The organism is Curtobacterium sp. MCPF17_003 (genome assembly GCF_003224385.1).
GTDB classification, from domain to species: domain Bacteria; phylum Actinomycetota; class Actinomycetes; order Actinomycetales; family Microbacteriaceae; genus Curtobacterium; species Curtobacterium flaccumfaciens.
In genome coordinates, this window is sequence record NZ_QKLC01000001.1 from 420,503 (window position 1) to 437,539 (window position 17,037).

General features: G+C 69.0%; 13 protein-coding genes. 10 read left to right on the top strand and 3 right to left on the bottom strand.

From position 1 onward, the window contains the following. Nucleotides 1–17 precede the first annotated feature (17 nt). The 7 genes from DEJ30_RS01990 (at nucleotide 18) to DEJ30_RS02020 (ending at nucleotide 8,263) form a co-directional block, all read left to right on the top strand. Nucleotides 18–812, top strand: coding sequence for a hypothetical protein (locus DEJ30_RS01990; protein WP_110858807.1), 795 nt, complete (start codon nucleotides 18–20; stop codon nucleotides 810–812). Between the two features lie 115 nt (nucleotides 813–927). Continuing rightward, nucleotides 928–2,382, top strand: a complete 1,455-nt coding sequence (locus DEJ30_RS01995; RefSeq protein ID WP_258369784.1) for an oligosaccharide flippase family protein — start codon at nucleotides 928–930, stop codon at nucleotides 2,380–2,382. A gap of 216 nt (nucleotides 2,383–2,598) precedes the next feature. Beyond that, entirely contained in the window at nucleotides 2,599–3,441 is an 843-nt protein-coding gene (locus DEJ30_RS02000; RefSeq protein ID WP_181419954.1) for a beta-1,6-N-acetylglucosaminyltransferase, read from the top strand. A 23-nt stretch (nucleotides 3,442–3,464) separates the two neighbouring features. Further along, a complete protein-coding gene (gene gmd / locus DEJ30_RS02005) occupies nucleotides 3,465–4,493 on the top strand; it encodes a GDP-mannose 4,6-dehydratase (RefSeq protein WP_110858810.1) in 1,029 nt (342 codons plus the stop codon). Continuing rightward, nucleotides 4,493–5,464, top strand: coding sequence for a GDP-L-fucose synthase (locus DEJ30_RS02010; RefSeq protein WP_110858811.1), 972 nt, complete (start codon nucleotides 4,493–4,495; stop codon nucleotides 5,462–5,464). The genes gmd and DEJ30_RS02010 overlap by 1 nt, the downstream gene beginning before the upstream one ends. Before the next feature lie 35 nt (nucleotides 5,465–5,499). After that, nucleotides 5,500–7,320 carry a DUF4012 domain-containing protein gene (locus DEJ30_RS02015; protein ID WP_110858812.1) on the top strand — a complete coding sequence of 607 codons (1,821 nt, stop codon included), beginning with the start codon at nucleotides 5,500–5,502 and terminating at the stop codon, nucleotides 7,318–7,320. Between the two features lie 379 nt (nucleotides 7,321–7,699). Beyond that, the gene (locus tag DEJ30_RS02020; protein WP_110858813.1) at nucleotides 7,700–8,263 is read left to right on the top strand and encodes a hypothetical protein; all 564 of its coding nucleotides are present in this window, start codon (nucleotides 7,700–7,702) and stop codon (nucleotides 8,261–8,263) included. Nucleotides 8,264–8,345: 82 nt separating this feature from the next. Here the strand turns inward: DEJ30_RS02020 and DEJ30_RS02025 are convergent, their stop codons facing one another. From DEJ30_RS02025 to DEJ30_RS02035, 3 genes are read right to left on the bottom strand one after another with little or no spacing between them, the layout of a single operon-like run. After that, nucleotides 8,346–8,636: a hypothetical protein gene (locus DEJ30_RS02025; protein WP_258369771.1), complete on the bottom strand. Its 291-nt coding sequence runs from the start codon at nucleotides 8,634–8,636 to the stop codon at nucleotides 8,346–8,348. A 41-nt stretch (nucleotides 8,637–8,677) separates the two neighbouring features. Then, the gene (locus DEJ30_RS02030; protein ID WP_110858815.1) at nucleotides 8,678–9,841 is read right to left on the bottom strand and encodes an ATP/GTP-binding protein; all 1,164 of its coding nucleotides are present in this window, start codon (nucleotides 9,839–9,841) and stop codon (nucleotides 8,678–8,680) included. Between the two features lie 14 nt (nucleotides 9,842–9,855). After that, complete coding sequence (locus DEJ30_RS02035) at nucleotides 9,856–10,323, bottom strand: VanZ family protein (protein ID WP_110858816.1); 468 nt, start codon at nucleotides 10,321–10,323, stop codon at nucleotides 9,856–9,858. Between the two features lie 260 nt (nucleotides 10,324–10,583). On the opposite strand from DEJ30_RS02035, the gene DEJ30_RS02040 reads away from it, so the two are divergent. The 3 genes from DEJ30_RS02040 (at nucleotide 10,584) to DEJ30_RS02050 (ending at nucleotide 17,016) form a co-directional block, all read left to right on the top strand. Next, nucleotides 10,584–10,913 (top strand): hypothetical protein, encoded by a 330-nt coding sequence (locus DEJ30_RS02040; RefSeq protein WP_027465011.1) that lies wholly within the window; start codon nucleotides 10,584–10,586, stop codon nucleotides 10,911–10,913. Nucleotides 10,914–11,014: 101 nt separating this feature from the next. Continuing rightward, nucleotides 11,015–11,344: a hypothetical protein gene (locus DEJ30_RS02045; protein ID WP_027465012.1), complete on the top strand. Its 330-nt coding sequence runs from the start codon at nucleotides 11,015–11,017 to the stop codon at nucleotides 11,342–11,344. 224 nt (nucleotides 11,345–11,568) lie between these two features. Further along, complete coding sequence (locus DEJ30_RS02050) at nucleotides 11,569–17,016, top strand: Ig-like domain-containing protein (RefSeq protein WP_146238472.1); 5,448 nt, start codon at nucleotides 11,569–11,571, stop codon at nucleotides 17,014–17,016. The last annotated feature ends 21 nt before the right edge of the window (nucleotides 17,017–17,037 follow it).

The window sequence follows — 17,037 nt, forward strand, 5'->3', positions numbered from 1 at the left end:
TCCGGATCGAACGTGGTATGAATGCCCGAGACCTGCGGCGGGTCATTGGTGATTCGACGCCACTCGACGGATTGGTGCCGCCGCGGAACCTGCTCGGACTCCGCGTCCGTGTGGACCCCTACCCGGATCTCGGGCATCAGCTGTCGACGTGGATCGCCGGCTACCTCTGGTCCGCAGACCTGGGAGTGCCATACCTCGGCGGGGACGTGACGAAGGACTCGAAGGGGCTCTTCGACCTGTCGCAGTTGACGGCTGATGCGCCCTCCGGAAGTGTGGCCGAGCGGCGCATCGCCGCGACGGGGTTCGAGAACGAGGACTGGGCGCTTCCTGCGCTCCAGCGCGCGACAAACCGAGTCGCGTCCCGCTCCGCTCGCCCATGGGTCGGGCGCTTGGCATTGAACCAGCGTCGCTGGGACCAGACGCCTGCGGCCGAGCCGCTGCGCCGAGCGCTCCTCGGCGGATACCTCGGAGAACGGTTTCGCCAGATCGAGGCGAACGCGGACCACATCGCGATCCACGCCCGACGAGGGGACATCTCGCCGCAATCGCATCCAGACCGCTGGATCGGTCTCGCCTACTATCGACGGCTGATCGCCGAGATCAGGACCGTTACCGCGCTCGCGCAAATGCCGATCAGGCTCTTCACCTCGGGCGATGCCGCAGACCTGCGGCACTTGAAAGCGATCGGAGTCTCGATCTCCGATGCCGGCGAGCGCGACCAGGACTTCATCGAGATCGCAGCCGCACGAGTAATCGTGGCGGCGCCGAGTCCCTTCGGATTCCTCGCCGCGCTCGTCTCGAGGGCCCCGTGATCGCACGCGTCCCCTGGTGGGACCGTATCCCGGATACCTGTCGGTGGCTGGCGTACCACGAGGGTCGGGGCCTCGATGGCTCCCGACTCGGCGACTTGATCTCGGGTGCCGCTTCGTGACGTCAAACGGACGGCGCCTCGTTGCCGGGGCGTCATGGGTGTACGGGATGCAGCTCCTGACGGTCGTCGTGCAACTCGCCTACGCAGCGCTGACATCAAGGCTCGCCGTCCCCGGAGTATTTGGCGCCTACAGCGTTGCGCTGTCGATCGCGGCGCTCGTCAACCTGCTGGGTTCCGGTGGACTGTCGCAGACGGCTGCCCGAGCGCCGGACGCGGACCGGTCATCGACACGGCCCCTCGCCACCTACGCGTTGCTCCTCGGCATGGCAGCGGCGCTGTTCACCCTGGTCACGGCAGATCTCTGGAGCGCATTCTGGGGCGCTCCGCAGGCAGCCGGTGCTGTTCGTCTCCTCGCCGCGAGTGCATTGGTAATGCCGTTTCTCAGCCTGAGCACCGGCCTCCTCCGCCGTCAAGGGGCCTTCCGTCAAATGGCGATAGCCACCTTTGGCGCCAATGTCGCGGGAATGATCGTCGGCGCGGGCGCAGTTCTCGTCTTCCGGACCCCCGAGTCCCTCGCTGTTTCGGCGATCGTCGGGCAGTGGGGCACGTTGCTCTGGGCGGTCACCCGGCTCCGCGGCGCTCTGGTTCCAGGGCGGCTCGCCCTTCGATCGGACAACGTTCGGTTCAGCACCAAGCTCGTCGCGGTATCTGTCTTCCAGTACATTTCCGGCAATGCTCCGCGGTGGAGCGTCAGCCAGTTCGTCGGGGCTGGCGTGCTCGGAGCGTGGAACCGGGCCGACGTCCTATCAACAGTCCCTTTTTCGCAGCTGCAGAACGCGCTGATGCAGGTGATCTACCCGGAATTCCGTCGCTACGAGGTCGGCACGTTGGCTGCGAGAGCAGTGTGGCTGGACATGCTGAGCCTCGTCGCATGGCTCACCCTGCCACTCGGTGCCGTCATCGCTGGAGTAGGACCGGAAGTCGTCTACCTCGCGCTCGGACCGGGGTGGGAACTCGCAGGCCAGATCCTGCCGCTGCTCGCAGTACTGGGAGGCGTGCAACCGTTGATGATCCTCCTCGCCGGTGCCCTCGAGTCCGCAGCGCTGTTTAAAGCGATCTGGCTGGCCGAAGCCGTCGCCTTCGTCCTCAGTGCTGTCGGCGTCGCGATGGTCGTGGTCCACCAGCAGTACGTCTTCGCCCTCCTCGCACTCATCGCGGCGATGATCGGTCGGCACGTGGTCCACATCATCCAGGCGCACCGCGTCCGAGCGCTCGACCTCCGGCAACTCGTGCTCGGGTACGCACAGCCAGCGGGATTCGCCCTTGTGCTCTACGGCTCACTCGTGGTGCTCTTCCACGACTTCGGCTTCGGGTCGGTCCGGGTGGCCGCAGGCCTCGTCGGCCTCGCCGTCCTCGTCGTGTGGGTGGGCGCGACGCGTCGATTCTTCCCGCCACTGGAGATCCTCCGTCGCCGGGGGATCCTCGGGCGTCGCGGCGAGATGCTGTCATGAGGCTCGGAACCTCCGCAGGACGCAAGCGAGCTCGGTCCGGCTGACGGCGCTGACGCTCGTACGGTAGATTCAGCCGATCAGGGGCCGGGAGGGCGGATGTTCCGGTCTGAACCCCTGGACAACGAAGGGGCGGCCGTGCAACCGATCTTCCTTGTCTACACTTTCCAGGACGCGGAACACCTCCGGGAACTCGTCGAAGCGCTGTCACCGTACGAAGTGATCGTCCACGTCGACGCGAAGGTCGATCTGTCCCCGTTCGCAGCCGCGGTCGAGCACTGCACGAACGTCCGGATGCTGCAGGACCGAGTGCAGGTCAACTGGGGCGGATACTCGCAGGTCCGTGCGATCCGAGCCCTCGTGCGGAACGGACTCGAGTTCGCGAACGACGACGACTACCTCGTGCTGCTCTCCGGCTCGGACTACCCGCTCCGAGCAGTCGACGAATTGGTCGCTCACCTCGAGGAGTACCGGGGGCGGCAGTTCATCCGCGCGTTCGAGATCTCCACGAGCGAAGAGAAGTACCGCAGACAGGTCGACCGACGGCATCACCGCGACATGCGTTTCCTGTCGACCCGGACCGGCAACCGAGTCCTCCGCAAGGCCCGCAACGGCATCATCCGACTCATCGACGGCCCCATGAGCACGAAACGCTCCCCGGTTCCTCCAAACGGGCTTCGCATCGGTCACGGCGGGACGCACTTCGCGGTGACAGCGGCGTGTCTACGCGAGATGGAAGCGCTGGTGACGCCGGAGGTCGAGCGGTACTTCGCAGCGATCTTCTGCCCGGAGGAGAAGTTCTACCAGTCCCTGATCATGCGCACCCGCTTCGCTTCGGCGACACCGGCGAGTGGCTTCGAGGACTACGTGGGCCCGGGGAACTGGCGCTACGCCAACCTCCACCTGATCGATCCGACTCTCATCCGGGTGTTCACCGAGGAGGATTGGCTGGAAGTCGCGTCCTCGGACAAGTTCTTCATTCGCAAGATCGTGACCGGACCGAGCACCGGTCTCCGCAGCAAGATCAAGACCGAGCGGCTGACAGCCGCCCGGTCGAACTAAAACGACGTGAGGACGGGAACCAGTTGCCCAAGAAGGCCTTGATCACCGGGATCACCGGACAGGACGGCTCGTACCTGGCCGAGCTGCTGCTCCGGAAAGGGTACGAGGTGCACGGACTTATCCGCCGTGCTTCCACGTTCAACACTTCGCGGATCGACCACCTGTACGTGGACCCGCACAACCCCGACGCCAAGCTGTTCCTGCACTACGGGGACCTCGGTGACGGCGCGCGGCTGGTCAGCCTCCTCAGTGAGCTGAAGCCCGACGAGGTCTACAACCTCGCGGCGCAGTCGCACGTCCGTGTGTCGTTCGACGAGCCGGAGCACACCGGGGACGTGACCGGTGTGGGCACGATGCGCATGCTCGAGGCGGTCCGGGTGTCTGGCATCCACACGCGCTTCTACCAGGCGTCCTCCTCCGAGATGTTCGGGGCCACCCCACCGCCGCAGAACGAGGAGACGCCGTTCTGGCCGCGTTCTCCGTACGGCGCCGCGAAGGTCTACAGCTACTGGGTGACCCGGAACTACCGCGAGGCCTACGGCATGTTCGCGGTGAACGGCATCCTGTTCAACCACGAGTCGCCGCGTCGCGGTGAGACGTTCGTCACGCGGAAGATCACCCGTGCGGTGGCCCGGATCAAGGCTGGCCTCGAGGACCACGTGTACCTCGGCAACCTCGACTCCGTCCGCGACTGGGGGTACGCCGCCGAGTACGTCGAGGGCATGTGGCGAATGCTGCAGGTCGACGAGCCGGACGACTTCGTCCTGGCGACCGGCGGCAACTTCACGGTCAAGGACTTCCTCGCCACCGCCTTCTCGCACGCTGGGCTCAACTGGGAAGACCACGTTCGCTTCGACGAGCGTTACCTGCGACCGAGCGAGGTGGACGCCCTTGTCGGGGACGCCTCGAAGGCCAAGGAGAAGCTCGGCTGGGAGGCGACGGTCGACACCGCCGAGCTGGCGCGGATCATGGTCGACGCGGACATCTCGGCGCTCGAGCACGAGGGCCGTCCGTGGATCGACACCGTTCGACTCGAGAGCTGGGGTTCCTGATGGCCACGACCGACTTCAACCCCGGTCCGATTGACCGGTCTGACCGTGTCTACGTCGCCGGACACCGGGGCCTGGTGGGCTCGGCCGTCCTGCGCAAGCTCGAATCAGAGGGCTTCACCGACCTGGTGGGTCGGACTTCGTCCGAGCTCGACCTGAAGGACCGTGGCGCGGTCTTCTCCTTCTTCGCGGACCAGCAGCCGAAGCACGTCGTGCTCGCCGCTGCCAAGGTCGGCGGGATCATGGCGAACAACACCTACCCGCACGACTTCCTGAGCGAGAACCTGCAGATCCAGGTCAACGTGATGGACGCCGCGGTCGAGCACGGTGTCGAGCGGCTCGTGTTCCTCGGCTCGTCCTGCATCTACCCGAAGATGGCCGAGCAGCCGATCCACGAGAACGCACTGCTCACGGGCCACCTCGAGCCGACGAACGACGCGTACGCCATCGCCAAGATCGCCGGAATCCTGCAGGTGCAGGCCGTCCGTCGGCAGTTCGGCCGTCCGTGGATCTCGGCGATGCCGACCAACCTCTACGGCCCGGGTGACAACTTCTCGCCGACCGGGTCCCACGTCCTGCCGGCGCTCATCCGCCGGTACGACGAAGCCGCTCGCAGCGGTGCATCGACGGTGGAGAACTGGGGGACCGGGTCACCCCGTCGGGAGTTCCTGCACGTCGACGACATGGCTGCTGCGGTGTTCCACCTGATGGAGCACTACGACGGTCCTGACCAGGTCAACGTCGGTACAGGATCGGACGTCACGATCAGAGAGATCGCCGAGACGATCGGCAAGATCGTCGGGTTCGAGGGTGAGACGGTCTGGGACACCACCAAGCCGGACGGCACACCGCAGAAGCTGCTGGACGTGTCGAAGCTGGCGGATGCCGGATGGACGGCGCAGATCGGCCTGGAAGACGGGCTCCGCAGCACCATCGACTGGTACCGCGAACACGCGGATTCCGTCCGTCAGTGACGGGTGTCGGACGCACGAAACCGTAGGATCGCCTCATGTCCGACGCGCCCGAGTCGCGACGCACTGCAGCACGCCGGGGGTCCAGGGCCCGGATAGTCCTGTGGGTCGTCCTCGCCCTTGTCCTGTTGTTGATCCTCGCCGTCGCCTGGGTCGGTGTCCGCGGCCTGCTCGCTAAGGGGCACCTGGAGCGGGCCGTCGGGGATGTCGACACGCTCCGGTCCCAGCTGACCGACGGTGACACCGTTGCCGCCCAGAAGACGGCGCGCCACCTCGAGGATGAAGCAGCGTCGGCGCGATCGCTGACCGGTGACCCCGTCTGGGGCGCGGCACAGTCCGTACCGTTCTTCGGGACCAACCTGCGGGCCGTGCGGGACGTCTCGGTGATCGTCGACGACGTGGCCCGCGACGCCGTCAGTCCGGTCGCCGGCGCCCTCGGAGGGCTCGGCTCGGATTCGTTCGCGCCGAAGAACGGCAGGATCGACCTCCAGCCGATCGAGGACGCGCAGCCGGCGGTCGCCGAGGCGACGAAGACGCTCCAGCAGGCACGCAGCGACGCGGCGCGGATCGACACCAGTGGAACGCTGTCGCCGGTCACCACCGCCGTGGGGCAGCTTCGGAACGCGCTGTCGTCAGCATCGGAGCAGGCGGTCGCAGCGAACCGCATCGTGCAGCTCGCGCCGGCCATGCTCGGCCACGACGGGGACCGGGACTACCTGCTGCTGTTCCAGAACAACGCCGAGTTGCGTGCTGGCGGGGGCATCCCCGGCGCAGTGGCGCTCCTACAGGTGAAGGACGGCGCCATCAGCCTGGGGAGCCAAGCGTCGGGGTCCTCGTTCGGACCGTACGACGAGCCGGTGCTGCCGCTGACCGACGACACGCGTGGGCTCTACGGGGACATCACCGGCGAGTACATGCAAGACGTCACGCTCACGCCGCGGTTCGACGTGTCGGCGAAGCTGGCGCGGGAGATGTGGAGGCAGCGGTTCGCGCAGCAGGTCGACGGCGTGCTCGCCATGGACCCCGTGACGCTGAGCTACCTGCTCAGGGCGACCGGCCCGGTGCAGCTGCCGACCGGCGACACCCTGACCGCAGACAACGCGGTCCAGTTGCTGCTGAGCGATGTGTACGCCAAGTACCCCGACCCGGTCGTGCAGGACGCGTTCTTCGCGTCCGCCGCCAGCGCGGTGTTCGACAAGGTCGCGTCGGGCGGGTTCGACACGAAGGCCTTCGTGTCGGCCCTGACCCAGAGCGCTGACGAGGGTCGGCTGCGTCTCTGGAGCGCCGAGAAGGCCGAGCAGCGCCGCATCAGCGGGACGCCGATCGCAGGCGGACTGCCGACGGCGACCGCCGACTCGAGCCGGTTCGCCGTCTACCTGAACGACGGCACCGGGGCGAAGATGGACTACTACCTCGACAAGAGCGTCTCGGTCGGCAGCTCGGTGTGCCGGAAGGACGGACGACCGACGTCCGTCGTCCAGATCACCATCAAGAACACGGCACCAGCGGATGCCGCGACCAGCCTGCCCGAGTACGTCACCGGCGGTGGGATCTTCGGTGTGGAGCCCGGCAAGATCAAGACCCTGCTCGCCGCGTACGCGCCCGAGGACGCGATCTTCCTCGGCGCCACGAAGGACGGCAAGACGACGGCTGTGCAGACGGCGACCGACGGCGGGCACCCGGTGGCCCAGCTGCAGACGCTGCTCGCACCGGGAGAGAGCCTGACGTACCGCGTCGCGTTCCTCGGGGAGTCGAAGTACGCGAAGTCCCCCGTGCAGGCGACCTCGACCCCTGGTGTCCGCCAGAGCGAGACGAAGCCGCTCACGTTCGATTGCGAGCAGCCTCTCGCCGCTGGCTGACGTCGAAAGCTCCGCAAAGCGAACCGGAACTGTGCCCCCACTCCGAGGGGTAGGCGACCAACCTGTCCGGGTCCAAAGGGCCTTGATCTGACGCACAGCGTGTTCTAGTTCCGACCATGAGGGCCTCTCACCTGGGGTTTCTGGCGTCTGGAGCCTCGATCGGCCGACGGTAAGGCCGTGGGGGCCGGGGCTGACGCGGTTGAACACACGTCGACCAATGACCAAAATCGACGTGATCTGGTACCAAGCTGTGAAACTCCGCTAGATTGAGACAACTTCGCCATAACAACCGCCATCTCTGTGGCTGGGGTCAACCATCGGCGAACAGCGGGCTCTGGGTGTCAGGGTCTGGATTTTCAGATCTTTAGGGGAACCATTCATGAAGAAGCTCATCGCAGCGGTGGTGCTGGCTGGCGCCGCACTGCTCGCCACTCCGGCCGTCGCCAACGCCGCCGGCTACACGCCTGACTCCGACGTCTCCGTCTCCGGCACCGCCGTCGCCGGTGGCACCGCTTCGGTGAACTTCACCGAGGGCGCGTTCCAGGACAACGAGACGGTCAACGTCCAGGTCACCGGTGCCGGTGCGGTCACGCTCGGCGCGCTGCCGACCACGACCGTCTCGAAGACCTACACGGCCGCTTCGGACGGTTCGCTCGACGTCAACGTCACGTTCCCCCAGGGTGCCTCGGGCACCTACAACCTGACCGCCACCGGCGCCACCTCGGGCGTCGTCGGCTTCGCGGCCTTCACCGTCGCCCCGGCTGACGCTGCTGTTGTCCCCGCCGCTGGCGCGGGCGCTGGCACCGGCACCGACGGCACGCTGGCCTTCACGGGTTCGACCGTCTCCGCCCTGGCCCTCTGGGTCGCCGGCGGCGCAGTCGTCCTCGGTGGTGGCCTCCTGCTGGTCCGCGGCTCGGTCCGCCGCCAGCGCGAGTCCGTCTGAGTCTCGACACACTGAAGGAAGCCCCCGGAGCAACTGCTCCGGGGGCTTCGTCGTGCTCGGGGTCCGTCCGCCAGGGCCGACGTCAGGAATCGGGTGGGGTCGGCTGGTCCCACACTGCGGCGTACTGATCACGCACCAGCGGCCAGACTTCTGCCACGGCGGCGTCCATCGAACGGATGCGCTCGCTCAGGGGTGGGAAGAGCACGAACTCGTGGGGGATCGGCCGACCTGCACGGTCACGCCGACCCTCGGGGTCGTTGAACCGCAGGGCTGCGCACCCGTCCTTGTGTCGGAGGACCGCGGTCGCATCACCGACGCCGTCGAACGCCTCGTCGTAGGTGCGGAGCGGATCAACCCCGCTTCCGTCGTGCATCAGGAATCTGAAACCCCACGTCCGGCCACGCGTGGCCCAGATCATGCGTCGCCTCGGCGAAGGATCCGCTGCTCGACACCTCGGTCGAGGTCGTCGGCGAACCGCTCGAGCACCGTGGTGACGAAGTCCGCCTCAGCGGTCGCCGCCTTCTTCAGCTTGCCGACGCGCTTGGCGGCGTAGTTCGCTCCGCGGACGCCCGCCTCGCCGGCGATGAGGCCGACGAGCGCACCGACCGGGGTCGGCAGCTTCAGGCGCTTGCTCCCCAGGAAGCCCAGGGCCGGCCCCGCGAACCTGAGGAGCTGTTCGGCCACCACTGCTGCGCGCTGTTTGTTCGTGGCCCACTTGGCGAAGCGCTCGAACGGCAACATGGCCGTGATCGGCATGAGCAGGTCGATGCCGGTGCGGGTGCCGACGTCGATCTTGCCCGGCTCGAAGCGCGCCGAGGACAGCAGGAGGAAGTCCTCGCCGACGTCGAGCGCGTCCGGGTCCTGCACGTAGCTCTTCAGGACGGTCTCGAGCTCCCCGAGCTCCTCACCGGCCTTGCCGAGCACGAGTTCCCGGAACCGCTCGACGTCGACGTCCGGCAGCAGGTCGGCCTTCGACAGCCCGAGCGCCCAGATGCGTGGGAAGCGAGCGAGCCGTCGCCCGCCGTTCAGCACGTCGTCGCGGAGCTCGGACAGCCCGCTGTGGAAGTCCGTCAGCAACGCCTTCAGGTACCGTTCCTCTTCACCCGAGTGCTCCGCCAGACGCTGTCCGTCCACCATCAGGATGGCCACGTCGGCGCTGAGCAACGAACGGAACGTCTCGACTCGCCGCTCCGCCTCCTCGGCTGAACTCGGGTCCTGCTCGAACCATTCGCCGGGGTAGTCGTGCCAGACGACCCGGAGTGTCTTCGCGGCCTGCGGTTTCCCCCGGACCTTCGACTTCGACGTGGCTTCGGCCGTCGGTTCGATCGTGAACGCGTACTCGGTCGACGCGAAGCGGTTCGCCGTCGGGGCTGACGCTGAATCCCGCATGCCGAGGTAGTTCTGGTGCAGCTTCCGGCCCTGCGCCTTGTCCACGGCCCGGACGGCGTACCCCTTCGCTCGACGGAAGCTCGGTTCCTGCGCACCGCCGTAGAACGACGACAGCAGCACGGTCTTCCCGCTCCCGCTCCCTCCGAACACGGCGACGTGTTGCTCCAACGGGTCCGTCTGTGTGCTCATGCGGTGAACGGTAGTCACGCTCGCCGCCGAGCCGCCCGGCTGAGCAGCAGCACGCCCGCCACGGCCCCCAGGAGCGCCCCCACGCCGTTCGCGACGACGTCGTCGACGGTCGCGGTGCGGGCGGGCAGGAACAGTGCCTGACCGGTCTCGATGCACGCGCTGACGACGAGCCCCGCGGCGATGGCGGCCCACCACCACCGCGCACCGGCGAGCAGCACCACGAGCAGTCCGAGCGGCACGAAGTAGACCCCGTTCGCCAGGGACTCGACGGCGGCGTAGTCGATGCGCTCCGGTAGCCCGTGCCGGTGCGCGGCCGCGAGGACGCGGGTGAGCCACGGACCTCCTGCGGCATCGACGGGGGAGCCCCAGAATCCGACGAGCGCCAAGGCGACGCCGTAGGCGATCGCCAGCCCCGTCGCGAACCGACGGCTGCGCCAGGTGGCCGGGGCACGGTCGTCGACGCGGGGCTTGTCGGAGGTCACGTGCCGACGCTAGCGAGTCGCGCCTCCAGGCCGGTGTCCGCACCGTCTCGTCCCCCGATTCGCGGCGATCCGGAAAACGAGTACCCCGATCCTGACGCTGTACCCCGGAAGTGTGACGCACCTGCCCGGAAATCCGGGGCTAGGCGAAGGGTCGCATTGACGGAACCCGTGAATCCACGGGCCTCGCTGGCGATCCCCTCCGCACTTCTCGTAGCGTTCTGGTGTCAGCAGATGTACCCCGGATCGTGAAGGAGAGCGACATGAGCATCACCGTGAACAACGCGACGCAGGCCGAGGTCACCCTCGACACCGACACCGTGGACACCATCGCGATCCTCGAAGCCGATGCAGCGCTCTCGACGCGTCCCAAGCGCGCCAAGGTCACCTGGGTGCAGGAAGACCAGGGCGAGTGGATCGCCGGCTACGGCGGGTACTTCGGCGGCAGCGTCGACAAGCGCGACGACCGTTACGTGGCCTCCGACACCTTCGGGCTCGTCGTGGGCGAGTTCTCCTCCCTCGAAGAGGCGCAGACCAAGCTCGAGGACCAGCTGCACGTCATGCTCCCGCCGGTGATCCGGCCGGTCGAGTGACGACAGCGGACACCAGCACCATCGGCGTCGATCGCGACGCCCGCACCACTCGGAACCACCGGCACCACCCAGAACGCAGCACAGCACGAAGGAGCAGGACCATGAGCACGACCGTCGCCCACCGCCAGCAGGCCGAGGTGACCCTGGACACCCAGACGATCGAGGTCATCGCCGAGATCGAGGCCCAGGTCGTGGCTCCCGTGCAGGCAGCCCCCGTCCGCATCTCGTGGGCCCAGGCCGACACGGGCCTGTGGGTCGCGAACTACGGCGGCTACTACGGCGGCACCGTCGACCGTCAGGGCAGCCACTTCTTCGTCGCCGACACCTTCGGTGAGTACGTCGGGGACTTCCGTTCCCTCGACGAGGCGAAGGCGCGCCTGGCCGAGCGCCTGCACGTGCTGCTGCCGGACGTCATCCGTCCGACCGCCTGATCCACTGCTGATCGCCCCCTGATCTTCGAACCCCCGCCGGCCTGCCGGCGGGGGTTCTTCGCGTCTGCGGCGTACCCCCTGAACGAGTGGTCCCCCCTATTGGGGACCCGGTTTGTCCCCATCCGAACTCGAAGAACTGCCAGGATCAACCTGGCGCCAACGACCGTTCTCCCTGATCCTCCGGTCGGTCTCGGTGCCCGCATCGTCTCGACCCGAAAGTGATCATGCAGCGTACGAACCCGGGCACCGCTGTGCCCAGACGCCGTCCCGGCCTGCGCGCCGTCGCCATGCTCGGCGCCGCGCTCCTCGCCGGCGTCGGTCTGACCCAGGCCGTCGTGGCCGACCCCGCCGCTGCAGCCGGCGCGCTGTCGTGCGACCAAAACACGCTGTACGGCATCAACACCGCCGCGAACCAGCTCGCCGCCATCGACGCCACCACCGGTGCCGTCACGAACGTGACGAGCATGGCGCCGGGCAACAACGCCCTCGCGGTCGCCCGCAACGGTGTCGCCGCCTACGCCTCGGTCAACAACGGCAACACGATCACCGGGTACGACGCCGTCGCCGGTGCCCCGATCACGGACGTGACCGCTGCCGACCCGAACGGTGACCACCAGCTGCTCCGTGGTGCGATCAACCCTGCGACGGGGGTCTACTACTACGCCAGCGGTGCGAACCCTGCCTACCTCGGGGCGTACGACACGAAGACCGGCGCGAAGATCGGGCAGGTCGGTACCATCGGCAACCTGCTCACCGGTAAGAACGGCGACATGGCGTTCAGCACCCGCGGGTTGCTCTTCGTCGTCACCGGCAACGAGATCCGCCGTGTCGACACCGAGACGGTCCCCGCGACCGCCGGCACCGCGGTGTTGACCACGTCGAAGGTCGCGACCCTTCCGATCGACGCCAGCACGAACGGCAGCCCCGGCATCGCGTTCTCGTCCGACGGCTACCTGTTCGCCTCGGTCGGGTCGACCATGTACAAGATCGACCCGGGCTCCGGCGCGCAGGTCAGCACGTTCACGATCGCGGACGGCTACTCGCCGAGCGACCTCGCGTCCTGCAACTACGCCAACACCGTGGCCGCGCAGTCGAGCGTCGACCAGCGGTGGAGCTCGTCCGACCAGTTCGGGCTCGCCGTGACCGGCGGCGGCGTCTCGACCGGCAACACGGCGACCACCGACGGCACGGCCGCCGGCACCCAGCCGCAGAAGGCCGGCGCGGTCCTGTCGACGCCGAACAAGACGTACACCGCACGGCAGACCGCGGCCGGCACCACAGACCTGTCGAACTACACGACCTCGTGGAAGGCCGTGAACCTCAACAGCGGCGCCCTCGTCGCCAGCGGCACCGGCACCACAGGGACCTTCACGTTCCCGGCAGCCACCACCGCGGACGGCACGGACGTCCTGGTCACCTTCACGAACACGCTGAAGGCCACGCACGTCACCACCAGCAGCGACACCGCCACGACCCCCACCGGCACGACGCTGAAGGTGCCGGCCGCCTCGGGCGTGCTCGCGAACGACAGCGGCACCGGCCTGTCCGTCGTCTCGAACACCACGCCGGCGCACGGCACCGCCACGGTCGCCGCCGACGGCTCGTACACGTACACCCCGGCCGGCGGGTTCTCCGGTTCGGACACGTTCCAGTACACGGCGAAGGACTCGTCGGGGCAGACCTCGACCAGCACCGTGACCGTCACGGTCGCACCGAAGGGCTCGGACGACACGTACAGCGTGCACGCGGGCACCGTGCTCAAGGTGAACGCCGTGGACGGCGTCCTGACGAACGACCGCGGGTCGGACCTGACCCTCACCGGCCACGGCCAGCCGTCACACGGTCTCGTGAAGATCGGGCCCGACGGGTCGTTCTCCTACGGTGCCGACAAGGGCTTCTCCGGGCCGGACTCCTTCACGTACACCGCGAAGGACGGCGCCGGCGCGACCGTCACCGCGACCGTGCGCCTCACCGTGCTGCCCACCGCGACGGCCGATGCCGTCACCGCGACGGCCGGGTCGACGACGACCGGCAACGTGCTGGCGAACGACCTGGGTGCCGGCCTGACGGTCACCGGCAGCAGCGTCCCCGCGCACGGCTCGGCGACGGTGCGTCCGGACGGCTCGTACTCGTACACCCCGGCAGCCGGGTTCTCCGGCACCGACTCCTTCACCTACACCGTGACCGACGGCAGCGGCGGGACCGACACCGTCACCGTCACCGTGCAGGTCGCCCCGGCCGCACAGAACGACACCGTCAAGGTCGCCGCGGGCGGCACGGCCACCGCCGGCACCCGTGCGACCGGCGTGCTCGGCAACGACTCCGGCACCGGGCTCACCGTGGCGTCGAACACGTCCCCCTCGCACGGTGCGCTGACGCTCGACAAGGCCACCGGCACGTATACGTACACCCCGACCGACGGGTACTCCGGCCCCGACGCGTTCACGTACACGGCCGTCGACGGCTCCGGCTCGCCGAGCACCGCGACCGTCACCATCACCGTCGACCCGACGATCGGCGCCGACACCGCGTCGACGGACGCCGGCACCCCGGTGGCGATCGACGTGCAGGCCAACGACCGCGGTTCGGACCTCGAGACCACGATCGTCACCGGTCCGTCCCACGGCACGGCCGTCGTCGCAGCGGACGGCTCGGTCGAGTACACGCCGACCGCCGGGTCGTCCGGCACCGACTCGTTCACCTACACGGTGACCGACGGCAGCGGTGTCACCACCGGTGCCGCGACCGTCACGATCACCGTGCGACCCGTCGCGACGGCCGACACGGTGTCGACCCGGGCCGACGAGGCGCTGACGATCGACGCCGCCGCCCTGACCGGCAACGACCGGGGCACGGGGCTGACCGTGACCGACGTGACCGCGGGTGCGGCCGCCGGCACCGGCGACGCCGCCCGCGGCACGGTCACCCTCGACCGTGCCACCGGCCGCGTCGTCTACACCCCGGCCGACGGCTTCTCGGGCACGGACACCTTCACCTACACGGTGACCGACACCGCCGGCCGCTCCACCACCGGCACGGTCACGGTCGTCGTCGGCCCCCGCGCCACGGCCGACACCGCCACCGCCACGGCCAGCTCGACCCTGACCGTCGCGAAGGGCGACGGCGTGCTCGCGAACGACCGGGGCACCGGTCTGACCGCGGCCGTCGACCAGCAGCCGGCGCACGGCACGATCGAGCTCGCGGGGAACGGCTCGTACACGTACACGCCGAAGGACGGCTTCTCGGGCACGGACACCTTCACCTACACGGCGACGGACCCCGCCGGCCGCACCACCACCGGCACCGTGACGGTCACGGTCCGCCCCGGCACGGAGCCCGACACCGTCACCGTCGCGGCGGGTGGCAGCACCACCGTCACCTCCGGCGCCCTGACGGGCAACGACCACGGCACCGGCCTGACCGTCGTGTCCGTCTCCGGCGGCGATCACGGCACCGCGACCCGCAACGACGACGGCACGATCACCTACACGCCGAAAGACGGCTTCTCCGGCACGGACACCGTCACCTACACGGTGACGGACCCGTCGGGCGCCACGAACACCGGCACCGTGACGGTCACCGTCACCCCGGTCGCCGGCGGCGGGTCGACCTCGGCCGAGGCCGACGCCACCACCACCGTGCCGGCCGGCACCGGCCTGCTCGACGGTGCGAAGGGCACCGACCTGGCGGTCACCGACCACACGAAGCCCGAGCACGGCGACGTGACGGTCGACGAGGACGGTTCGTACACGTACAAGCCCGAGCCGGGCTACTCCGGCCCGGACGGGTTCGACTACACGGTCACCGACGGCTCCGGCGGGACGACCACGGGCACCGTGACGATCGTCGTCGCCCCGAAGGCCGCCGCGGACACCGCGACGACGAGCGCCGCGACCCCGGTCGACGTCGCCGTCACCGGCAACGACTCGGGCACGGAGCTCGCCGTCACCGCGGTGTCGAAGCCCGGCCACGGAACCGCCACGATCACCGGCAGCACGACGGCCGGTGGCAGCTCGGTCACGTACACGCCCGCCGACGGGTTCTCCGGCACGGACACGTTCACCTACACGGTGACCGACCCGACCGGCGGCACCGCGACGGCGACGGTCACCGTGACCGTCACGCCGACCGCGGTCGCCGACGCCCTGCGCACCGCGGCGAACACCGCGTTGCCGATCAGCGGCGCGACCCTGACCGGCAACGACCGCGGCACCGGCCTCGCCGTCACCGCGCATGGCCGCGCCGAGCACGGCACCGTGACCGACGGCACCGAGCCCGGCTCGCTCGTCTACACCCCGGCCAAGGGTTTCTCCGGCGCGGACACGTTCGAGTACACGGTGACCGACGGCGCCGGACGGACCTCGACCGCGACGGTCACGGTCCTCGTCGGCGTCGCCGCGGTCGACCACTGGCACACCATGTCGACGAACCGCAGCATGCGCATGTCCGCCGACGAGGGCGTGCTGGTCGGTGACTCCGGTCGTGGGCTCTGGGCCGCCATGGAGACGAAGCCGTTCAACGGCACGCTGTCGCTCGAGAAGGACGGCTCGTACGTCTACACGCCCACGTCGAACTGGTCCGGACGTGACTGGTTCACCTACTCGGCCAACGACGCCGACGGCACCGCCGCGTTCGCGCGCGTCGTCATCGACGTCGCCCCGGTCGCGAAGGACGACAAGGCGACGACCACGGCCGGCAAGACGGTCCGGGTCGCCGGCCACGGCGTGCTCGGCAACGACCACGGCGACGCCCTGACGGTCGTCGCGGTGGGCAAGGCCCGTCACGGGAAGGCCACCATCGCCGCCGACGGCACGTTCGTCTACACCCCGGCGAAGGGCTTCTCGGGCACCGACACCGTCACGTACCGTGCCCAGGACTCGACGGAGCAGCAGGTCGACGCCACCGTCACGATCACGGTCGGCATCGCCGCAGCGGACGACACCGGGCACACCGTATCCGGGACGCCCGTAGCCCGTGACGCCCGCCACGGCTTGCTCGCCGACGACCAGGGCACCGGCCTCACCGCCGCCCCGGCCCGGAAGCCCGCCCACGGCACCGTCTCGATCCAGCGGAACGGCGCGTACGTCTACACCCCGGCCGCCGGCTTCACCGGCACGGACACCTTCACGTACACGGTGACGGACGCCTCGGGGCAGAAGGCCACCGCCACCGCGACCATGACCGTGGTCGCCGCGGCGGTCGCCACCGACGACTCCGCCACCGGGATCGTCGGACACCGGGTCGTCGTGGATCCGCTCGACAACGACTCCGCCACCGGTGGGGCCGCGTTCGAGCCGGGCACGCTGCACCTGCTCCACCCCGAGTCCGGCACACCGACCGACCGCGTGGTGGTCGCCGACCAGGGCACGTGGACCATCCACGACGGCCGGGTCGTCTTCACCCCGGAGGAAGGCTTCACCGGAACCACCTTCGTCGGTTACACGGTCACCGACAGCGCGGGTCAGACGGTCACCGCGACCGTCACGGTCACGTTCCCGACCGGGCTCGCCGCGATCGTCCACGGCACCCAGCTCGCCTTCACGGGCGTGACCGGACTGGTCGGTCTCGGGCTCGCGGCGCTCGCGCTCATGCTGGCGGGCGTGCTCCTGGTGACCCGACGACGGATCGCGGTCCGCGTCGCGCCGGGCATCCGCCGCAGCGCACGTCCGTAACACGGCACCGGACTGGAGGCC

Coding starts and splice junctions, on each gene's coding strand:
- DEJ30_RS02045 (WP_027465012.1), top strand. CDS start 11,015: ATGAGCACGACCGTCGCCCACCGCCAGCAGGCCGAGGTGACCCTGGAC.
- DEJ30_RS02025 (WP_258369771.1), bottom strand. CDS start 8,636: ATGCACGACGGAAGCGGGGTTGATCCGCTCCGCACCTACGACGAGGCG.
- DEJ30_RS01990 (WP_110858807.1), top strand. CDS start 18: ATGAATGCCCGAGACCTGCGGCGGGTCATTGGTGATTCGACGCCACTC.
- DEJ30_RS02040 (WP_027465011.1), top strand. CDS start 10,584: ATGAGCATCACCGTGAACAACGCGACGCAGGCCGAGGTCACCCTCGAC.
- DEJ30_RS02015 (WP_110858812.1), top strand. CDS start 5,500: ATGTCCGACGCGCCCGAGTCGCGACGCACTGCAGCACGCCGGGGGTCC.
- DEJ30_RS02050 (WP_146238472.1), top strand. CDS start 11,569: ATGCAGCGTACGAACCCGGGCACCGCTGTGCCCAGACGCCGTCCCGGC.
- DEJ30_RS02030 (WP_110858815.1), bottom strand. CDS start 9,841: ATGAGCACACAGACGGACCCGTTGGAGCAACACGTCGCCGTGTTCGGA.
- DEJ30_RS02020 (WP_110858813.1), top strand. CDS start 7,700: ATGAAGAAGCTCATCGCAGCGGTGGTGCTGGCTGGCGCCGCACTGCTC.
- DEJ30_RS02010 (WP_110858811.1), top strand. CDS start 4,493: ATGGCCACGACCGACTTCAACCCCGGTCCGATTGACCGGTCTGACCGT.